Below are 16215 nucleotides of genomic sequence, written 5' to 3'. Positions count from 1 at the left end.
GACGATCTCGAGAACCCAGCCACGACACCTTCGGGCAAGCGCGTAGCGCGCGGCAGCCCCAGTCGTCTCCTGCCTTTGGTCTCAATGTCAGTGGCTGCTGATTGAATAAACCTCATGAAGCCGATCTTCTCCGAGACACCCGCTAGGGATAGCGACGCCGTCGAGCGGTGCGACGAGAAGTTCCGCATGGCGGTCGTCAGGTTCACGCGAGCGGATCGGATGATCGCCGCACTGCAAGCCCGCCAGGCGAAAGCACTCGCCCAGGCCGTCGAGGCATGTGAGACCAGGGCGGAGATCCTCGCGGGGTCGTTGACACCGGATGGTCGCGAGTGGGCTCGTCGCCTGGTGAAGTCCGAGGTCGCCACGGCCGCACGCCGCTCCGAGGGCACGATGGTGCGCCTGATCGCGGAAGCCGAGTCGCTGGCCAGCGATTTGCCCGACACGCTCGCCGAACTCGGCACCGGCAAGATCTCCTACGCTCACGCTCGCTCGATGGTCACCCATGCAACCTCACTCCCGGTGGAGTCGCGCGGTTCATTCGAGAAGGCGCTCCTGCCACGGGCAAAGGAATGCAACTCCGCCCGCTTCGACGACGCAGCCCGCCGCCTCCGCGAGACCCACCACCCGGACTCCATCACCCAGCGGACCAAGAAGGCTCACGAAGACCGGGCCGTGTGGCTCGACGCAGAGCGAGACGGCATGGCAACGCTCCATCACCACCTACCCGCGGTCGACGCTCTGGCGATCCACGACATCCTCGACCAGGCAGCGCGCGCCGCCCGCTCCGACACGGAGCCCCGCACCCAGGCGCAGTTGCGTTCCGACATCCTTGCCGACACCATCCTCAACCGCACCGACGGCACCCTGGGCTTCACGCCCACCCTCATCGTCACCGTCCCCGCGGCCACGATGGCCGGGTGCGAAGGTGACGCTGGCGAGGAGAGGCGCGATGAGCAGGCACAGCTGCACGGGTACGGCCCAATCGACCCTGAACTCGCGCGACGCCTCGCCGCAAAGGCACCCACCTTCCTCAAAGTGCTCATGCACCCGGGGACCGGCGACACCATCGAGGTCGCCGGCCGCTACCGCATCCCCGCAGCACTCCGCGAAGCCCTCATCGTCGCCGACGAGCACTGCCGCTTCCCGGGCTGCGGCCGCCGAGCAGCCCGCTGCGAACTAGACCACACCCAAGATTGGGCCCACGGAGGCCGATCCACCGCCTCGAACCTCGCCCACCTCTGCACCAGCCACCACCACTTGAAGCACAATGGCGGCTGGAAAGTCACCCGCCCACCGGGTTCACCCCCAGGATCGCGCGATCTCGAATGGACCTCCCCACTCGGAGCCACCTACCGCACCAGCCCTCCATCCCGGCGCGTCGCACCCGCCTCCACCGGGAGCGCCTCGGCGCGGGAGCCAGCAAGGCACGCCACCGAGCCGCCACGAAGCCGCACCGGCGACGACCCGCCCTTCTAACCGCACACCCCGCCCACCCGTCACCCGCCGCCCCCGAGACGACCCACCGCCCTTCTGACCGCACTCCCACTCCCCTCCAGCCCGCGCGCGTCGGCCCTGGGTGGCGCACGCGCGAGTGTGGGCGGGGGTGGGGCTACTGGCGGGTGCCGTTGCGCTCGGCGGTCTCGCCGGTTTTCGGGGACTGGAGGAGGGAGGCCGGGCGCAGGATGTCGGTGCCGAAGCGGGCCGAGACCCGATCGACGGTGCGTTCGGCATCGCGCCACCCCTCGGAGGGTGCCGTCTCGTCGGCCCAGAGCGCAGGCTGGTGCAGAGCCCCGTCGGCATCCGAGAGCTGCTCCACCCTCACCCCGATGAGACGGATGGCCTCGCCCTTCTTGGCGGCCGCATCGTAGATGGCCGTCACCTCGTCGTAGATGCGCCGACCGAGGTCGGTGGGCTCGGCGAGGGTGCGCGACCGCGAGATGGTGGTGAAGTCGCTGAACCGCAGCTTGAGCGACACCGTGCGCCCCACGAGCCCCGCCGCCCGCAACCGCACCGCAACACGATTGGACTGGTGCAGCAGCTCACGACGCAGCACCTCCGGCACCCGCTCGTCGACATCGAAGGTGCGCTCGTGCCCCACGCTCTTCTCCTGCGAGACCGTCACCACCTCCCGCGTATCGATCCCGTGAGCGAGCTCGTGCAACCTTGTGCCCGACGCCTCCCCCACCGTGCGCACGAGGCTCTCCAACGGCGTCGCCGCGATGTCACCGACCGTGCGCATGCCGAACCGCTCGAGCTGTTCAGCCGTCTTGGCCCCCACGCCCCAGAGCGCCCGCACGGGCAGCGGATGCAGGTACGCCAGCACCTCGGACGGCCGGATGACGAGCATGCCGTCGGGCTTCGCCCGCCCCGACGCGAGCTTGGCCATGAACTTGGTGGCCGCCACCCCCACCGAACACGGCAGCCCCGTCTCGGCGAGCACCCGCGCCCGGAGGTTTTGCGCGATCACATCCGACTCCCCCAGCAGGCGACGCGCCCCCCGCACATCGAGGAACGCCTCGTCGATGCTCAGAGGCTCAACCAACGGCGTCACCTCCCGGAACAGCGCCATGACCTGCCGCGACGCATCCCGGTACTTCTCCATGTGCGGCGTGATCACGACGGCCTTGGGGCACAACCTCAGTGCCGCCCCCATGGGCATCGCGGAATGCACACCGTACGCCCGCGCCTCGTAGGTGGCGCTCGTGACGACACCGCGACCCGAGTTGCCCCCCACGATCACGGGCTTGCCACGCAGCTCAGGGCGCGAGAGGAGCTCGACCGAGGCGAAGAAGGCATCCATGTCGACGTGCAGGATCGACGGGCTCGGCTCCACCTCGTTCTGCACTCTCCGAGCCTACGTCGCACCACCGACGCCACGTCACCAGCCTGCGCCCACCGAACACCCAGACGGCACACAGCCGACGGGAAAAGACTGTGCGTCGCCCGGCCGCCGCCGAGGCACAGCACGGCGACAGGACCACTCGTGAACGCGGTACTCCAGTGAACTCTGGTACTCCTCTGAAAGCGGCGCTCGAGTGAACGCCCTCCTCGACCTCGGCATCCTCGACGGCCCCCTCGTGATCGCCGTCTACGCCGTGGCGCTCATCACCGCCGGGCTCCTGCTCGTCGTGCGACCGAGCACACGCTGGCGGCGCTCGCGCTGGGTGGCGACGTACCTCGTCGCAGCCGTCGTGGGCGCGCTCATCGGCATCGGCACCACCTGGCTGCTCTCCGACCAGCTCGATCTCTTCGGCGTCTCGCTCACGTTCGTGTCTCGCCTCTGGATCGCCCTGGGCTTCGGAGCCATCGCGACGGCGATCGTCTCGTTCCGCAGAGCACGCTGGCGGCGGAGGATCGCGAACCTGCTCGCCATCCTCGTCTTCGTGCTCGTCTCGGCGATGTCCATCAACATCGACTTCGGCGAGTACCCGACCGTGCGCAGCGCCCTCGGCATCAGCGCCTACGCCGGCGTCGAACTGCCGCCCCCGCCCACACCCGGCGCCACCCCCGCCACGACCATCGCGACGTGGACGGCCCCCGCCGACATGCCCACCAAGGGACGGATCGCCCAGGTCGACATCCCCGGCACGGTGTCGGGCTTCGACGCCCGCCCCGCCGTGGTCTACCTGCCACCGGCAGCCCTCACGAGCGACGCGCCCGCCCTCCCCGTGCTCATCATGATGTCGGGCCAGCCGGGCAGCCCCGAGTCCCCCCTCGAGACCGCCAAGCTCGAGGACAGCGCCAATGCCTACGCCGCCGCCCACCAGGGCCTGGCCCCCATCATCGTCTCCCCCGACCAGCTCGGATCGCCCGACGTCAACCCGATGTGCGTCGACTCGCCCCTCGGCAATTCGGCCACCTACCTCACCGTCGACGTCCCCGCCTGGATCACGGCGAACCTCAGCGTGCTCGGCGGGCCGCAGGACTGGGGCATCGGTGGGCTCTCCCAGGGCGGCACGTGCTCCATCCAGCTGGGGGCCGCCCACCCCGAGCTGTTCGGTGCCATCCTCGATGCGTCCGGCGAGGAGTACCCCAAACTGGGCGACGAGAAGACCACGATCGACAAGGGCTTCGGAGGCGACGCCGCGCGCTACGCCGCCGCCCACCCCGCCGCCATCATGGCGGCGAAGGCCCCCTACAGCGACACGATCGCGGTCTTCGGCGTGGGCAGCGAGGATGCGGCGTACCTCCCTGGTGTGCAGGCGCTCTACCGCGACGCCCAGGCGGCGGGGATGGATGCCACGTACGTCGAGGCACCCGGGAGCGCCCACGACGCCACGACCTGGTCGTACGTCTTCCAGAAGGGGCTGACGCTGATCGCCGACCACTGGGGGTTGAACCGGTGACGGACCGGCCCGCGGCGGACCCGTCACAGGCCCCTGCATCGAAATCGGCACCGCCACAAGCCCCGGCACCGGCAGCGACACCGGCACCGACCAGGGCGACCCTGCGGCGACTCGGCCGCCTCGCCCGATCCGTCCCGGTCACCTGGGTGGTGGTGGGCCTGGTGCTCATCGCCAGCATCGTGCGGCTGAGCCTGCGCGACGAGCGCAACCGGGGCCGCATGGACGACCTCGTGGGCACGGGCTTCGACGCCGTGTTCCTGCAGCACGACTGGCTCTCGGTGCTCACCTCGGCGTTCTTCGTGCGCGACGCCGCCGCGCTCGTCGTGGTCGCGGCCGGCCTCGTGCTGGGGCTCGGCTGGGCCGAACGGCGGATGGGTCACGGGCGCGTGATCGCCGTCTTCCTCGTGGTGACGGTGCTCGGCATCGTCACAGGGCTCGCCGCCGAGGGCTTCGGCGTGGTGCTCGACCTCTACTCGGCCGGGCAGACCCGTGTGCAGCACACCGTCGACCCCGTCGTGCCCCTCGCCGGGGTGCTCATGGCGGCGAGCGCCTTCACCGGCCCCCTGCTGAGACGCCGCATCCGTGTGGTGGGGTTCGCCGTGCTGTTCGTGTTCGTGCTCTACTCCGGCCAGCCCTCCGACCTCTTCCGGCTGTTCGCCGCGCTGGTCGGACTCGCCGTCGGCACCGTGCTGGTCAGGCGGCAGGCGCGGGGCGGAGGGGAGGCCCCGCACCGCCTCGTGCTGCGCCGGCCCCGCGCCACCCGGCGCGAGACGCGCACGCTCCTCGCGGCCGTGGTGGCGGTCACAGCCCTCGGGCCCCTCGTCACGATCGTGTCGCCGAAGGGCAGCGGAGTGCTCAACCCGCTCGGCCTGCTCTTCCGCGATCCGCTCCGCGACTACGCGGCCATCGCCGCCCGCTGCCAGGCCACCGACTACTCGAGGCACTGCGTCGACGCCCTGGCCCTCTCCCGGCTCGACGGGCCAGGGGCCGTGCTGCTCACGCTCCTCCCCCTCCTCGCGCTGCTCGTGGCCGCGAGGGGCATCCGTCTCGGGCGCATCGTGGGCCTCTGGTTCGCGGCCGGCATCAACGTGGCGCTCTCCGCACTCGCCGCCGTGTACTTCGGATTCGTGCCGTGGCTCTCGAGCTCGGAGACCTCGGGATTCCAGCAGGGGGCGGCCGACGACTACCTCACGTTCGAGATCGTCTCCGCGGCCGTGCCGCTCGTGATCGCCGTGACCCTGCTGGCCTCCCGCCGCCTCTTCCCCCGTCCGGGCGGATGGTCGCTGCCGAGGTTCGCGGTGGCCTCGGCGACCCTCTTCACGGGGCTCGCCTCGCTCTACCTCGTCATCGCGCTGTCGGTGCGCGACCAGTTCTCACCCGCCGCCACGGCCTCGGCGCTGCTGCTCGACCTGCCCGAGCGCTTCGTGCCCGTGAGCTTCCTCGCGTTCGAGCCCGTCGACGTCATCCCCACCGGGCCCGTCGCCGTGATCGCCTCGCAGTGGGTCGGTCCGGTGTTCTGGCTGGGGCTCATCGCCCTCGCGGCTGTGGCGATGCGTCGCCCGGGTCCACTCGGCGCTGCCGGCGACGCCGCACGGGTGCGCGCACTCATCGAGGCGGGATCGGGAGGCACCCTCTCGTGGATGGCCACGTGGCCGGGCAACGACTACTGGTTCGCCCCCTCCGGCGGTGCTATCGCCTACCGCGTGGTGGCGGGGGTCGCCATCACGACGGGCGATCCGCTCGGCCCGGTGCCGACGCACCCGGAGACGGCACGCGCGTTCGCCGCCCACGCCGCCGATCGCGGCTGGACCCCGGTGTTCTACTCGGTCACCGACGCGCTGCGTTCCGAACTCGCCGCCGATGGGTGGTCGTCCCTGCAGGTGGCGGAGGAGACCGTGGTGCACCCCGAGGGCTGGTCGACCGACGGCAAGAAGATGCAGGATGTGCGGACCTCCATCAACAGGGCGGTGAAGGAGGGCCTCAGAGCGGAGTGGACGACCTACGACGGCCTCGACGCCTCGGTGACCGGCCAGATCCGCGAGATCTCGGAGCTGTGGGTGGCGGAGAAGGGGCTCCCCGAGATGGGGTTCACCCTGGGCGGCCTCGAGGAGCTGATGGCTCCCGAGGTGAGGCTCATGATCGCGATCGACGCGCATGGCCGGGTGCAGGGTGTCACGAGCTGGCTGCCGACCTTCCGCGACGGCCGCGTGGTGGGCTGGACCCTCGACTTCATGCGCCGGCGGCCCGACGGCATGAACGGGCTCATGGAGTTCCTCATCGCCCAGACCATCCTGCGCGCCCGGGATGACGGGAGGGAGTTCGTGAGCCTCTCAGGGGCGCCGCTCGCCACGACCGCCACCGCCGACGAGCCCACCTCGGGCATCCTGTCGTTCCTCAGCCGCACACTCGAACCGGTCTACGGCTTCCGCTCGCTGCTGCGGTTCAAGCTGAAGTTCCGGCCCGAGATCGAACGGCTCCACCTCTGCTACCGCGATCCGCTGACCCTGCCGGCCATCGGAGTCGCCCTCGCGCGCGCCTACCTGCCCACGCTCTCGGCCCGCCAGGCGGTGAGAGCGCTCGCCTCACGCGACTGACGACTGCAGCGGGCTACCCGGGCCATCCGGGGTGAGCTGGTGCACGAGCAGTGCCACCACAGCGGCACCGCCCTTCGTGGACTGCCGGCCGACCTCCTCGAAGCCGAGACGACCGTGGAAGGCCATCGATCCGGGGTTCGGCGGCTCCACGTTGACCTCGCACTCGACCTCCTCGGCGCCGAGCTCGCGCGCGCGGTCGAACACGGCTCCGTAGAGCGCGGCCCCCAGACCGGCACTGCGGTAGCCGTCGGCCACCACGATGCGGTCGACGTAGAGGAAGTCGGCGCCGCGTGCGCTGAACCAGCGGTAGTTCTCGCTCGCGTAGTCGAGGCCGGGGCGGAGAGCCAGCACGAAGCCCAGCACGGCATCCGGATGCGCGGCATCCACCACGGCGACGGCGAGCTCGGCCTGCGCGACGAGCGCGGCCATCTCGGTGCGGTCGATGTCGTTCACGGCGGGCACGGCCGCGCGGTTGAGCTCGATCAGGCGGTCGAGGTCGACGTCAGTCAGGGGTCTCACGAGGGTCTGCACAGAGCGACCCTACCGAAGCGGATGCGCGGGTGCGGAATGCGCGCGGGCCCTCCGCCATTGGAGAATAGAGATCGTGAGGAGCGAGCGATGACCGACACCACACCCACCCCCACCCTCGACCAGGAGGCCCGCACCTGGCTGCGACTCCAGCAGCGGGCGCACCGCGAGTTCGCGAACCGCGTGGCGGTCGTGACCGACTGGGAGGCCCCGACCCCCGACACCGAGTGGAACGTGCGCGACCTCGTGAGCCACGTCATCGAGGAGCAGCAGTGGGTGCCGTGGCTGCTCTCAGGGCTCAGCACGGGGCACGCCCGGAGTCGCCTGCGCCGGCTCGACGACGACCTCGTGACCGAGTGGAAGCGCTACTCGCTCGCGGCCACCACGGCCTGGCGCGACGCCTCCCCCGAGGCTCCCGTGCAGCTCGCCTCCGACACCGTGACGGCGATCGACTACCTCAAGGAACAGGTCTCCGACGTCACCATCCACACCTGGGACCTGGCTCGCGCCGTGGGGGCCGAGGAGCGGCTCGACATCGAGCTCATCGAGGCGGTCTGGACCGTGTTCGAACCGCAGAAGGACGCGCTCGAGGCCAGCGGCCTCTTCGCCTCGCCCGTGCCGGTGGAGGAGGACGCGCCGTTGCAGGCACGCCTCCTCGCTCTCACCGGCCGCGACATGCGCGTGCTCTCCTGAGGGCGGAGGCTACTCGGCGGCGGCGCGCTCCAGCACGAGCTCGCGCACTCGCGCGGCGTCGGCCTGGCCCTTCATGGCCTTCATGACGGCACCGATCACAGCCCCTGCGGCCTGCACCTTGCCGTCCTTGATCTTGGCCAGCACGTCGGGCTGAGCTGCGAGCGCCTCGTCGATGGCGGCGATGAGCGCCCCGTCGTCGGAGACCACGGCGAGCCCGCGGGCGTCGACGACCTCCTGAGGCGATCCCTCACCGTCGATGACGCCCTCGAGCACCTGGCGGGCCAGGCGGTCGTTGAGCGCACCGCTGTCGATGAGCGCCACGATGGCGGCGACATCGGCGGGAGCCACGAGCGACGACGCCTCGGCCGAGCGGGCGTTCGCGATGCGCGAGATCTCGCCCGACCACCACTTGCGTGCCGCCTGGGGCGATGCACCGGCGGCGACGGTCTCGGAGACCTCGACGAGCAGTCCGGCGTTCTGCACGTCCTGGAACTCGAGGTCGGTGAAGCCCCACTCCTGCTTGAGGCGACGGCGACGCGCTGCGGGCGGCTCGGGCAGAGCGGCACGCAGCTCCTCGATGAGCTCGAGGGAGGGCACGACCGGCAGCAGGTCGGGCTCGGGGAAGTAGCGGTAGTCGTCGGCGTCCGACTTGGGGCGACCGGCCGAGGTGGCGCCGGTGTCTTCGTGCCAGTGCCTGGTCTCCTGCGTGATGGTGCCGCCGTCGGCCAGGATCTGCGCCTGGCGCTGGATCTCGTAGCGGATGGCGCGCTCCACCGAGCGCAGTGAGTTCACGTTCTTGGTCTCGGTGCGGGTGCCGAGCGGCGCGGGCGGCTCGCCGGGAGCCGTGCGAGGGCGCAGCGAGATGTTGGCGTCGCAGCGCAGGTTGCCGCGCTCCATCTTGGCGTCTGAGATGCCGAGGGCCACGACGATGTCGCGGATGGTGGCGACGTACGCCTTCGCGAGCTCCGGCGCATCCTTCTCGGCCCCGTAGATGATGTCGGTCACGATCTCGACGAGCGGCACACCGGCGCGGTTGTAGTCGACGAGGGAGTACTCGGCACCCTGGATGCGGCCCGTCGATCCGCCCACGTGCGTGAGCTTGCCGGCGTCCTCCTCCATGTGCGCGCGCTCGATCGGCACCGTGAAGGTGCGGCCGTCGGGCAGCTCGACATCGACCGATCCGCCGAAAGCGATGGGCTCGTCGAACTGCGAGATCTGGTAGTTCTTGGCGAGGTCGGGGTAGAAGTAGTTCTTGCGCGCGAAGCGGCTGGAGGGCGCGATCTGGCAGCCTAGCGCGAGGCCCAAGCTGATCGAGTAGCGCACGGCCTGGCCGTTGACCACGGGGAGCGAACCGGGCAGGCCGAGGCACGTGGGCGTGATGTTGGTGTTGGGCTCGCCACCGAAGTAGTTCGGGGCGGAGGAGAACATCTTGGTCTTCGTGGAGAGCTCGACGTGCACCTCGAAGCCGAGCACGGGCTCGAACAGCTCGAGAGCCTTGTCGTAGTCCATGAGCTTGGCCTTGGCCATCAGACGGCCCCTTCCTCGGCGGCAGCCATCTCGCCGGGGGCGAGATCGGGTGCCTGACTAATGAGCGTGTGGCCCCAGCGGTCTTCGAGCAGGCGCTCGAGGGCGCCGCCGACCGAGTAGAGGCGGGCGTCTTCGCGCGCGGGGGCGAGGAACTGGATTCCGACGGGCAGGCCGTCCTCCTTCGCCAGGCCCACGGGCAGCGAGATGCCGGGGATGCCGGCGAGGTTCGCCGGGATGGTCGCGATGTCGTTGAGGTACATCGCCATCGGATCGCCGTCGTTCGCACCGAGCTTGAAGGCCGTGGTGGGGGCCGTGGGCGAGACGAGCACGTCGACGCCCGCGAAGGCCGCAGCGAAGTCGCGCTGCACGAGCGTGCGCACCTTCTGGGCGCTGCCGTAGTAGGCGTCGTAGTAGCCGGCGCTCAGGGCGTAGGTGCCGAGGATGATGCGGCGCTTGGCCTCGGCGCCGAAGCCCACCTCGCGGGTGGCCGACATGACGTCTTCGACGGTGCCGCCGCCCGGCGGGTTGACGCGCAGGCCGAAGCGCACGGAGTCGAACTTGGCGAGGTTCGACGAGGCCTCTGCGGGCATGATGAGGTAGTAGGCCGAGATGGCGTACTCCAGGCTCGGCAGACTCACATCGACGATCTCGGCACCGTTCGCGGCGAGCAGGTCTAGTGCCTCGCGGAAGCGCTCGAGCACACCGGGCTGGAAGCCCTCGCCGTCGAGCTCGCGGATGACGCCGATCTTGAGGCCCTTCACGTCGGCGCGGCGCACGGCCTCGGCCATGCTGGGCCACTCGTCGGTGAGCGAGGTGGAGTCGAGCGGGTCGTGGCCGCCGATGACGTCGTGCAGGAGCGCCGAGTCGAGCACGGTGCGGCTGACCGGGCCGATCTGGTCGAGGCTCGAGGCGAGCGCGATGGCACCGTAGCGGCTGACGCCGCCGTAGGTGGGCTTGACGCCGACCGTGCCGGTGACGTGCGCGGGCTGGCGGATTGACCCACCCGTGTCGCTGCCGAGGGCGAGAGGCGCCTCGAAGGCGGCGACCGCCGCGGCCGAACCACCACCTGAGCCGCCGGGGATGCGCTCGAGATCCCACGGGTTGTGGGTGGGGCCGTAGGCGGAGTGCTCGGTGGAGGAGCCCATCGCGAACTCGTCCATGTTGGTCTTGCCGATCGGCACGAGGCCGGCGGCACGGAGCTTCTTCATGACCGTGGCGTCGTAGGGCGGCACCCAGCCCTCGAGGATCTTGGATCCGCTCGTGGTGGGCATGTCGTTCGTGACGATCACGTCTTTGATGGCGATCGGCACGCCGGCGAGCGCGTGCAGGCTCTCGCCCGCCGCGCGACGGGCGTCGATCTCGGCGGCCGTGCGCAGGCTCAGCTCGGCGTTCGTGTACAGGAACGCGTGCACCTCGCCGTCGACGGACTCGATGCGGTCGAGGTGGGCCTGGGTGGCCTCCACGCTCGTGACGTCGCCTGCGGCGAGGCGCTCGGCGAGAGCTGCGGCGGAGAGGCGCACGATCTCGTGCTCGTGGTGGGCCATCACTGCTCCTCCCCGAGGATCGCGGTCACGCGGAAGCGCGATCCGTCGTGGTCAGGAGCCCCGGCGAGTGCCTGCTCGGTGGTGAGGGTGTTGCCCGGCACGTCGTCGCGGTAGACGTTCTGCAGCGGGATCGGGTGGCTCGTGGCCGGGACGTCGGCGGTCGCGACCCGAGAGACCTTCGCGACGTTGTCGACGATCGAGCCGAGCTCGGTGGTGAGGCTCGCGATCTCCTCGGGGGTGAGGGCGATCCTGGCGAGGTTCGCGAGATGCGCGACCTGCTCCTGGGTGATTTCGGACATGGTGCTCCGGAGTTCTCTTCGCGGGGTGTGCGTAGATTCTATTCGGTCGGCTCGACGGGGTCTGTGCTGGCTGCAGCGGCGTCGGCCGAGGCAGAGCTCTCGGCAGGGTCAGAGCCCTCAGAGCCCTCGGCGTCGTCGGCGGCGTCGGCCGGCTCGACCGGCGGCAGCGCATCCGGCCCCTGCGTCACGAGCAGGGCGAACTGGGCGGCGTCGATGATGCGGAGGCCGAGCGCCTCGGCCTTGCCGAGCTTCGAGCCCGCGCCCGGGCCCGCGGCCACGAAGTCCGTCTTCTTGCTCACGCTCGAGGCGGCCTTGCCGCCCGCGGCGATGATCGCCTCCTGGGCACCCTCCCGCGAGTAGCCCTCGAGCGATCCCGTGGCCACCACCGTGATGCCCTCGAGCACACCGCCCGCGCCCACGTTGGCTCCCGGGCCCGGGTGACCCGGCGTGCTGAACTGCACACCCGCCGTCGCCCAGCGCTCGATGATCTCGACGTGCCAGTCGACCTCGAACCACGCGATGAGCGCATCCGCGATGATGCCACCCACGCCGTCGACCGCCGCGAGCTCGTCGCGGGTCGCGGCCCGGATGGCCTCGAGGGAGCCGAAGTAGTCGGCGAGCGCCCGCGCGGCGACGGGGCCCACGTGGCGGATGCTCAGCGACACGAGGATGCGCCACAGCGGCTTGGTCTTGGCCTTCTCGATCTCGTCGAGGAGCTTGATGCCGTTGGACGAGGCGATGAAGTCGGCGTCGCCGTCGAAGACCTCGGCCTCCGGGTCGAAGGCCGGATCCGTCTTCTTGCGCTGCCGTCGGAACGGCGCCACGACCTTCGGCGACGACCCGTCCTTGTCGAGCTTCGGCATGCCGGTCTCGGAGTCGCGGACGACGACGCGGATGGGGAACAGGTCGCGCATGGTGAGCGCGAACAGCCCCGCCTCCGTGTCGAGCGGGGGTTCGGACGGCTCGAGCGGCTGCGTGAGCGCGGCGGCGCTGACCTCACCGAGCACCTCGATGTCGAGACCTCCGCGAGATCCCACGTGCTCCACGCGGCCACGCACCTGGGCGGGGCAGCTGCGCGCGTTGGGGCAACGGAGGTCGATGTCGCCCTCCTTGGCCGGGGCGAGCTTCGTGCCGCATTCGGGGCAGTCCTCGGGCATCACGAACGCGCGCTCGGTGCCGTCTCGTAGCTCGACGACCGGGCCGAGCACCTCGGGGATGACATCCCCTGCCTTGCGCAGCACCACGGTGTCGCCGATCAGCACACCCTTGGCCTTCACCACGTCCTGGTTGTGCAGCGTGGCCTGGCGCACCTCGGAGCCGGCCACCTCCACCTTCTCCATCACGGCGAAGGGAGTGGCACGGCCCGTGCGACCCACGCTCACCACGATGTCGAGCAGCTTGGTGTTCACCTCTTCCGGCGGGTACTTGTAGGCCGTCGCCCATCGCGGCGCACGGCTCGTGGCGCCGAGCTCGTCGTGCAGCGCCAGGTCGTCGACCTTCACGACGATGCCGTCGATCTGGTGCTCCACGCTCGAGCGGTGCACGCCGTAGTACCGGATGAACTCGGCCACCTCGGCGATCGTGTCGAACACCCGGAAGTGCGTGGAGGTGGGCAGCCCCCACTCGGCCAGCAGCCCGTAGACCTCCGACTGGGCGGCCACGGGCGGGTTCGCCCACGCGCCCACACCGTGCACGAGCATCTGCAGCCGGTGCAGTCGCGCCTCCACGAGGGCGAGCTGCTTGGCGTTCTTGCCCTCGGTCTTCTGCCGCAGCGAGCCGGCGGCGGCGTTGCGCGGGTTGGCGAAGACCCGCTCGCCCGCGGCCTCCTGGCCGGCGTTCAGTTCGTCGAAGGCAGCCACGGGGAAGAAGATCTCGCCGCGCACCTCCACGAGGGGCGGATGACCGGTGCCGGCGAGGCGCTCGGGGATGGAGGCGATCTGCAGCACGTTCTCGGTGACGTCCTCCCCCACCACCCCGTCTCCGCGGGTGGCAGCTGTGACGAGCACGCCGTTCTCGTAGCGGAGGTTGATGGCGAGGCCGTCGATCTTGAGCTCACTGAGGAAGCGGATGACGCCCGTGCCGGCATCCCGCTGCACCTTGGCGGCCCACTCCTCGAGCTCCTCCTCGCTGAACACGTTGTCGAGGCTGAGCATGCGCTCGGCGTGCGTGACCGGAGTGAACATCGTCGTCTCGGCACGACCACCGACAGTCTGGGTGGGGCTGTCGTGCGACTGGAGCTCGGGGTGGGTGCGCTCGAGCTCATCGAGACGGCGCACCAGACCGTCGTACTCGGCGTCGGAGACCGTGGAGGCGTTCTTCTCGTAGTACTCGTCGCGCAGTTCGAGGATGCGTGTCGTGAGCTGCTCGGCCTCGGCGCGCGCAGCCTCGAGTGAGGCGGGTGTCTCGTCGGGAAGGGGCTCGGCCTCCGCTTCGGCTTCGGTCCGGGCGGTCGTGTCGGACATCAGACTCCTACGGGGACAGCGCTCACGGTGCGGTCGATGGTGCACTGGCCCAGAACGCGGGTGCCGACGTAGACCACGGCGGTCTGGCCGGGGGCGACTCCGTTGAGGGGGTTCTCCGGTGTGATCACGAGCTCCTCCCGATGGGCGGAGTCGGCCCGCACGACCGCCACGGCGTCGACCGGATCGGCGTGCGCCCTGATCTGCACCTGGCACTCGAAGCCGAGCTCCGGATGCTCGGGAGCCATACCGGCCCAGGTGAACTTCGAGCCGGCGATCTCGGCGATGTCGAGCGCCGCCTTCGGGCCGACCACGACGGTGTTCTCCTTCGGGCGCACTTCGAGCACGAAGCGCGGCTTGCCGTCGTCGGCGGGCATGCCGAGCTTGAGGCCGCGGCGCTGACCCACCGTGAACGCGTGCGCGCCCTCGTGCGAGCCCACGACGGCGCCCTCGCGATCCACGATGTCACCCTGCGCCGTGCCGACCTTCTCGGCCAGCCAGCCGCTCGTGTTGCCGTCGGGGATGAAGCAGATGTCGTGGCTGTCGGGCTTGTTCGCCACCGAGAACCCGCGAGCAGCGGCCTCGGCGCGCACCTCCGCCTTCGAGGGGGTGGCGCCCAGCGGGAACAGGCTGTGGTCGATCTGCTCGGCGGTGAGCACGCCCAGCACGTAGGACTGGTCTTTGGCCCACGCGGCGGCGCGGTGCAGTTCGCGGTTGCCCTGCGCATCCGTCTCGATGGTGGCGTAGTGGCCCGTGCAGACGGCGTCGAACCCGAGGTCGAGCGCCTTCTCGAGCAGCGCGGCGAACTTGATGCGCTCGTTGCAGCGCATGCAGGGGTTGGGAGTGCGACCCGCTGTGTACTCGGCGATGAAGTCGTCGACCACGTCGGCCTTGAAGCGCTCCGAGAAGTCCCACACGTAATAGGGGATGCCGATCGTGTCGGCCGCCCGCTGCGCATCCATGGAGTCCTCGATGGTGCAGCAGCCCCGACTGCCTGTGCGCAGGGTGCCCGGCATGCGACTGAGTGCGAGGTGCACACCCACCACCTCGTGGCCGGCCTCGACCGCGCGCGCTGCGGCGACCGCCGAGTCGACGCCGCCGCTCATGGCTGCCAGAACCTTCATGCCTCCAGCATACGGCGGGCCTCCGACACCGGCCCGAGGCCCCGAATTCACATCGCGGATGAGGGCAATGCCCAGTCGTGGCGTGCAGAATGGGCTGGATGTCAGCTCTCCTCCAGGCGCCGGGTGGCGCAGGGCGATCCGCACCGAGGCGGCGACGCCCGCCACGCACGGGGTTCGCCGTCGTCGTCTGCGTGCTCGCGCTCGTGCTGGCCCTCGTGCTGGGGCTGCACGTGCTCGTGCCGGAGCTGTTCGGGCTCGCCCTCGTGGTCGAGTCGATGCTTCCGTGGTTCGGGTTCGCCATCCCCGTGCTGCTCATCGCGGCTCTCATCAGCCGCAGCCGGGGTGCCGTGCTCGCCACGCTCGTGCCGACCGTCGTGTGGGCCGTGATGTTCGTGCCGGCCCTGCTGCCGCTCTCGTGGAGCGCTCCCGCCGTCGCGACCGACACCCTCATGGTGGCGAGCCAGAACGTGGAGGCCGACTCCGGCACCGCGGGCGAGTCCGCTCGCATCCTCGCCGCCACGGGCGCCCAGGTGATCGCCTTGCAGGAGATGGACGACGCGGGGCGCGAGGAGGTCGCGGCCATTCTCGGCGACACGTACCCCTACACCTACGGCATCGGCACCGTCGGGGTGTGGAGTTCGTACCCGATCGAGAACGCGCAGGCCCTCGACCTCGGCCTCGGGTGGCAGCGCGGCATCGCGGCCGACCTCGCGACCCCCACGGGCCTCGTGAGCATCTATGTGGTGCACGCGGCCTCTGCTCGCCCGGGCGAGCACGCGGCGCGCGACGAGATGCTCGCCAACCTCGCCGACTACCCGCCGCGCGACGAGAACGAGCGACTGCTGCTCATGGGCGACTTCAACGCGGCCTCGACCGACCGCTCGATGGCGGGCCTGTTCGACTCCCTCGACGAGGCCAACCAGTCGGCGGGCGGATTGGGCTTCACCTGGCCGGCCGCCTTCCCCGTCACGCGCCTCGACCACGTGCTGCAGCGCGGCATGGAGGTCACCTCCAACACCACCCTCCGCGTGGGCGACTCCGACCACCTCGCGGTCCTCACCACCCTCAACCTCTAGCCGCCGCCCTCCAGCCGGCTGACCT

At 70.5% G+C, this 16215-nt stretch carries 12 protein-coding genes; 5 read left to right on the top strand and 7 right to left on the bottom strand.

All coding sequences use genetic code 11. The annotated features are described in order from the left end of the window. Window positions 1-114: 114 nt before the first annotated feature. The gene (locus tag ACEXQC_RS13775; protein WP_374823300.1) at window positions 115-1476 is read left to right on the top strand and encodes an HNH endonuclease; all 1362 of its coding nucleotides are present in this window, start codon (window positions 115-117) and stop codon (window positions 1474-1476) included. A gap of 133 nt (window positions 1477-1609) precedes the next feature. Here the strand turns inward: ACEXQC_RS13775 and ACEXQC_RS13770 are convergent, their stop codons facing one another. Then, window positions 1610-2845, bottom strand: coding sequence for a DNA polymerase IV (locus ACEXQC_RS13770; protein ID WP_374823297.1), 1236 nt, complete (start codon window positions 2843-2845; stop codon window positions 1610-1612). 190 nt (window positions 2846-3035) lie between these two features. Here ACEXQC_RS13770 and ACEXQC_RS13765 point away from each other — a divergent pair, with 190 nt between their 5' ends. Next, window positions 3036-4346 (top strand): alpha/beta hydrolase, encoded by a 1311-nt coding sequence (locus ACEXQC_RS13765; protein WP_374823294.1) that lies wholly within the window; start codon window positions 3036-3038, stop codon window positions 4344-4346. 161 nt (window positions 4347-4507) lie between these two features. Then, window positions 4508-6940, top strand: coding sequence for an MprF family protein (locus ACEXQC_RS13760; RefSeq protein ID WP_374823291.1), 2433 nt, complete (start codon window positions 4508-4510; stop codon window positions 6938-6940). On the opposite strand, the gene ACEXQC_RS13755 is transcribed toward ACEXQC_RS13760, so the two are convergent. After that, a complete protein-coding gene (locus tag ACEXQC_RS13755; protein WP_374823288.1) occupies window positions 6929-7459 on the bottom strand; it encodes a GNAT family N-acetyltransferase in 531 nt (176 codons plus the stop codon). The two genes, ACEXQC_RS13760 and ACEXQC_RS13755, sit on opposite strands and share 12 nt — an antisense overlap. 99 nt (window positions 7460-7558) lie before the next feature. On the opposite strand from ACEXQC_RS13755, the gene ACEXQC_RS13750 reads away from it, so the two are divergent. Then, window positions 7559-8161, top strand: a complete 603-nt coding sequence (locus ACEXQC_RS13750; protein WP_374823285.1) for a TIGR03086 family metal-binding protein — start codon at window positions 7559-7561, stop codon at window positions 8159-8161. A gap of 9 nt (window positions 8162-8170) precedes the next feature. Here ACEXQC_RS13750 and gatB read toward each other — a convergent pair whose 3' ends face one another. The 5 genes from gatB to mnmA are packed head-to-tail and all read right to left on the bottom strand — an operon-like array spanning window position 8171 to window position 15114. Continuing rightward, entirely contained in the window at window positions 8171-9688 is a 1518-nt protein-coding gene (gene gatB, locus ACEXQC_RS13745; RefSeq protein ID WP_374823281.1) for an Asp-tRNA(Asn)/Glu-tRNA(Gln) amidotransferase subunit GatB, read from the bottom strand. After that, window positions 9688-11232 (bottom strand): Asp-tRNA(Asn)/Glu-tRNA(Gln) amidotransferase subunit GatA, encoded by a 1545-nt coding sequence (gene gatA, locus ACEXQC_RS13740; protein ID WP_374823278.1) that lies wholly within the window; start codon window positions 11230-11232, stop codon window positions 9688-9690. Before gatA ends, gatB begins: the two co-directional genes overlap by 1 nt. Beyond that, window positions 11232-11531, bottom strand: coding sequence for an Asp-tRNA(Asn)/Glu-tRNA(Gln) amidotransferase subunit GatC (gene gatC / locus ACEXQC_RS13735; RefSeq protein ID WP_374823275.1), 300 nt, complete (start codon window positions 11529-11531; stop codon window positions 11232-11234). The genes gatA and gatC overlap by 1 nt, the downstream gene beginning before the upstream one ends. Window positions 11532-11569: 38 nt before the next feature. Next, window positions 11570-13993 carry an NAD-dependent DNA ligase LigA gene (gene ligA / locus ACEXQC_RS13730; RefSeq protein WP_374823272.1) on the bottom strand — a complete coding sequence of 808 codons (2424 nt, stop codon included), beginning with the start codon at window positions 13991-13993 and terminating at the stop codon, window positions 11570-11572. Further along, window positions 13993-15114, bottom strand: coding sequence for a tRNA 2-thiouridine(34) synthase MnmA (gene mnmA / locus ACEXQC_RS13725; protein ID WP_374823269.1), 1122 nt, complete (start codon window positions 15112-15114; stop codon window positions 13993-13995). The genes ligA and mnmA overlap by 1 nt, the downstream gene beginning before the upstream one ends. A 98-nt stretch (window positions 15115-15212) precedes the next feature. Between mnmA and ACEXQC_RS13720 the strand changes: the two genes are divergently transcribed. After that, a complete protein-coding gene (locus ACEXQC_RS13720) occupies window positions 15213-16190 on the top strand; it encodes an endonuclease/exonuclease/phosphatase family protein (protein WP_374823266.1) in 978 nt (325 codons plus the stop codon). Window positions 16191-16215 lie beyond the last annotated feature (25 nt).

It is taken from the genome of Herbiconiux liukaitaii (assembly GCF_041927495.1).
Classification (GTDB): Bacteria; Actinomycetota; Actinomycetes; order Actinomycetales; family Microbacteriaceae; genus Herbiconiux; species Herbiconiux liukaitaii.
Note: the sequence above shows the minus strand (reverse complement) of the source record. Positions and strands in the feature narration are given on the sequence as shown.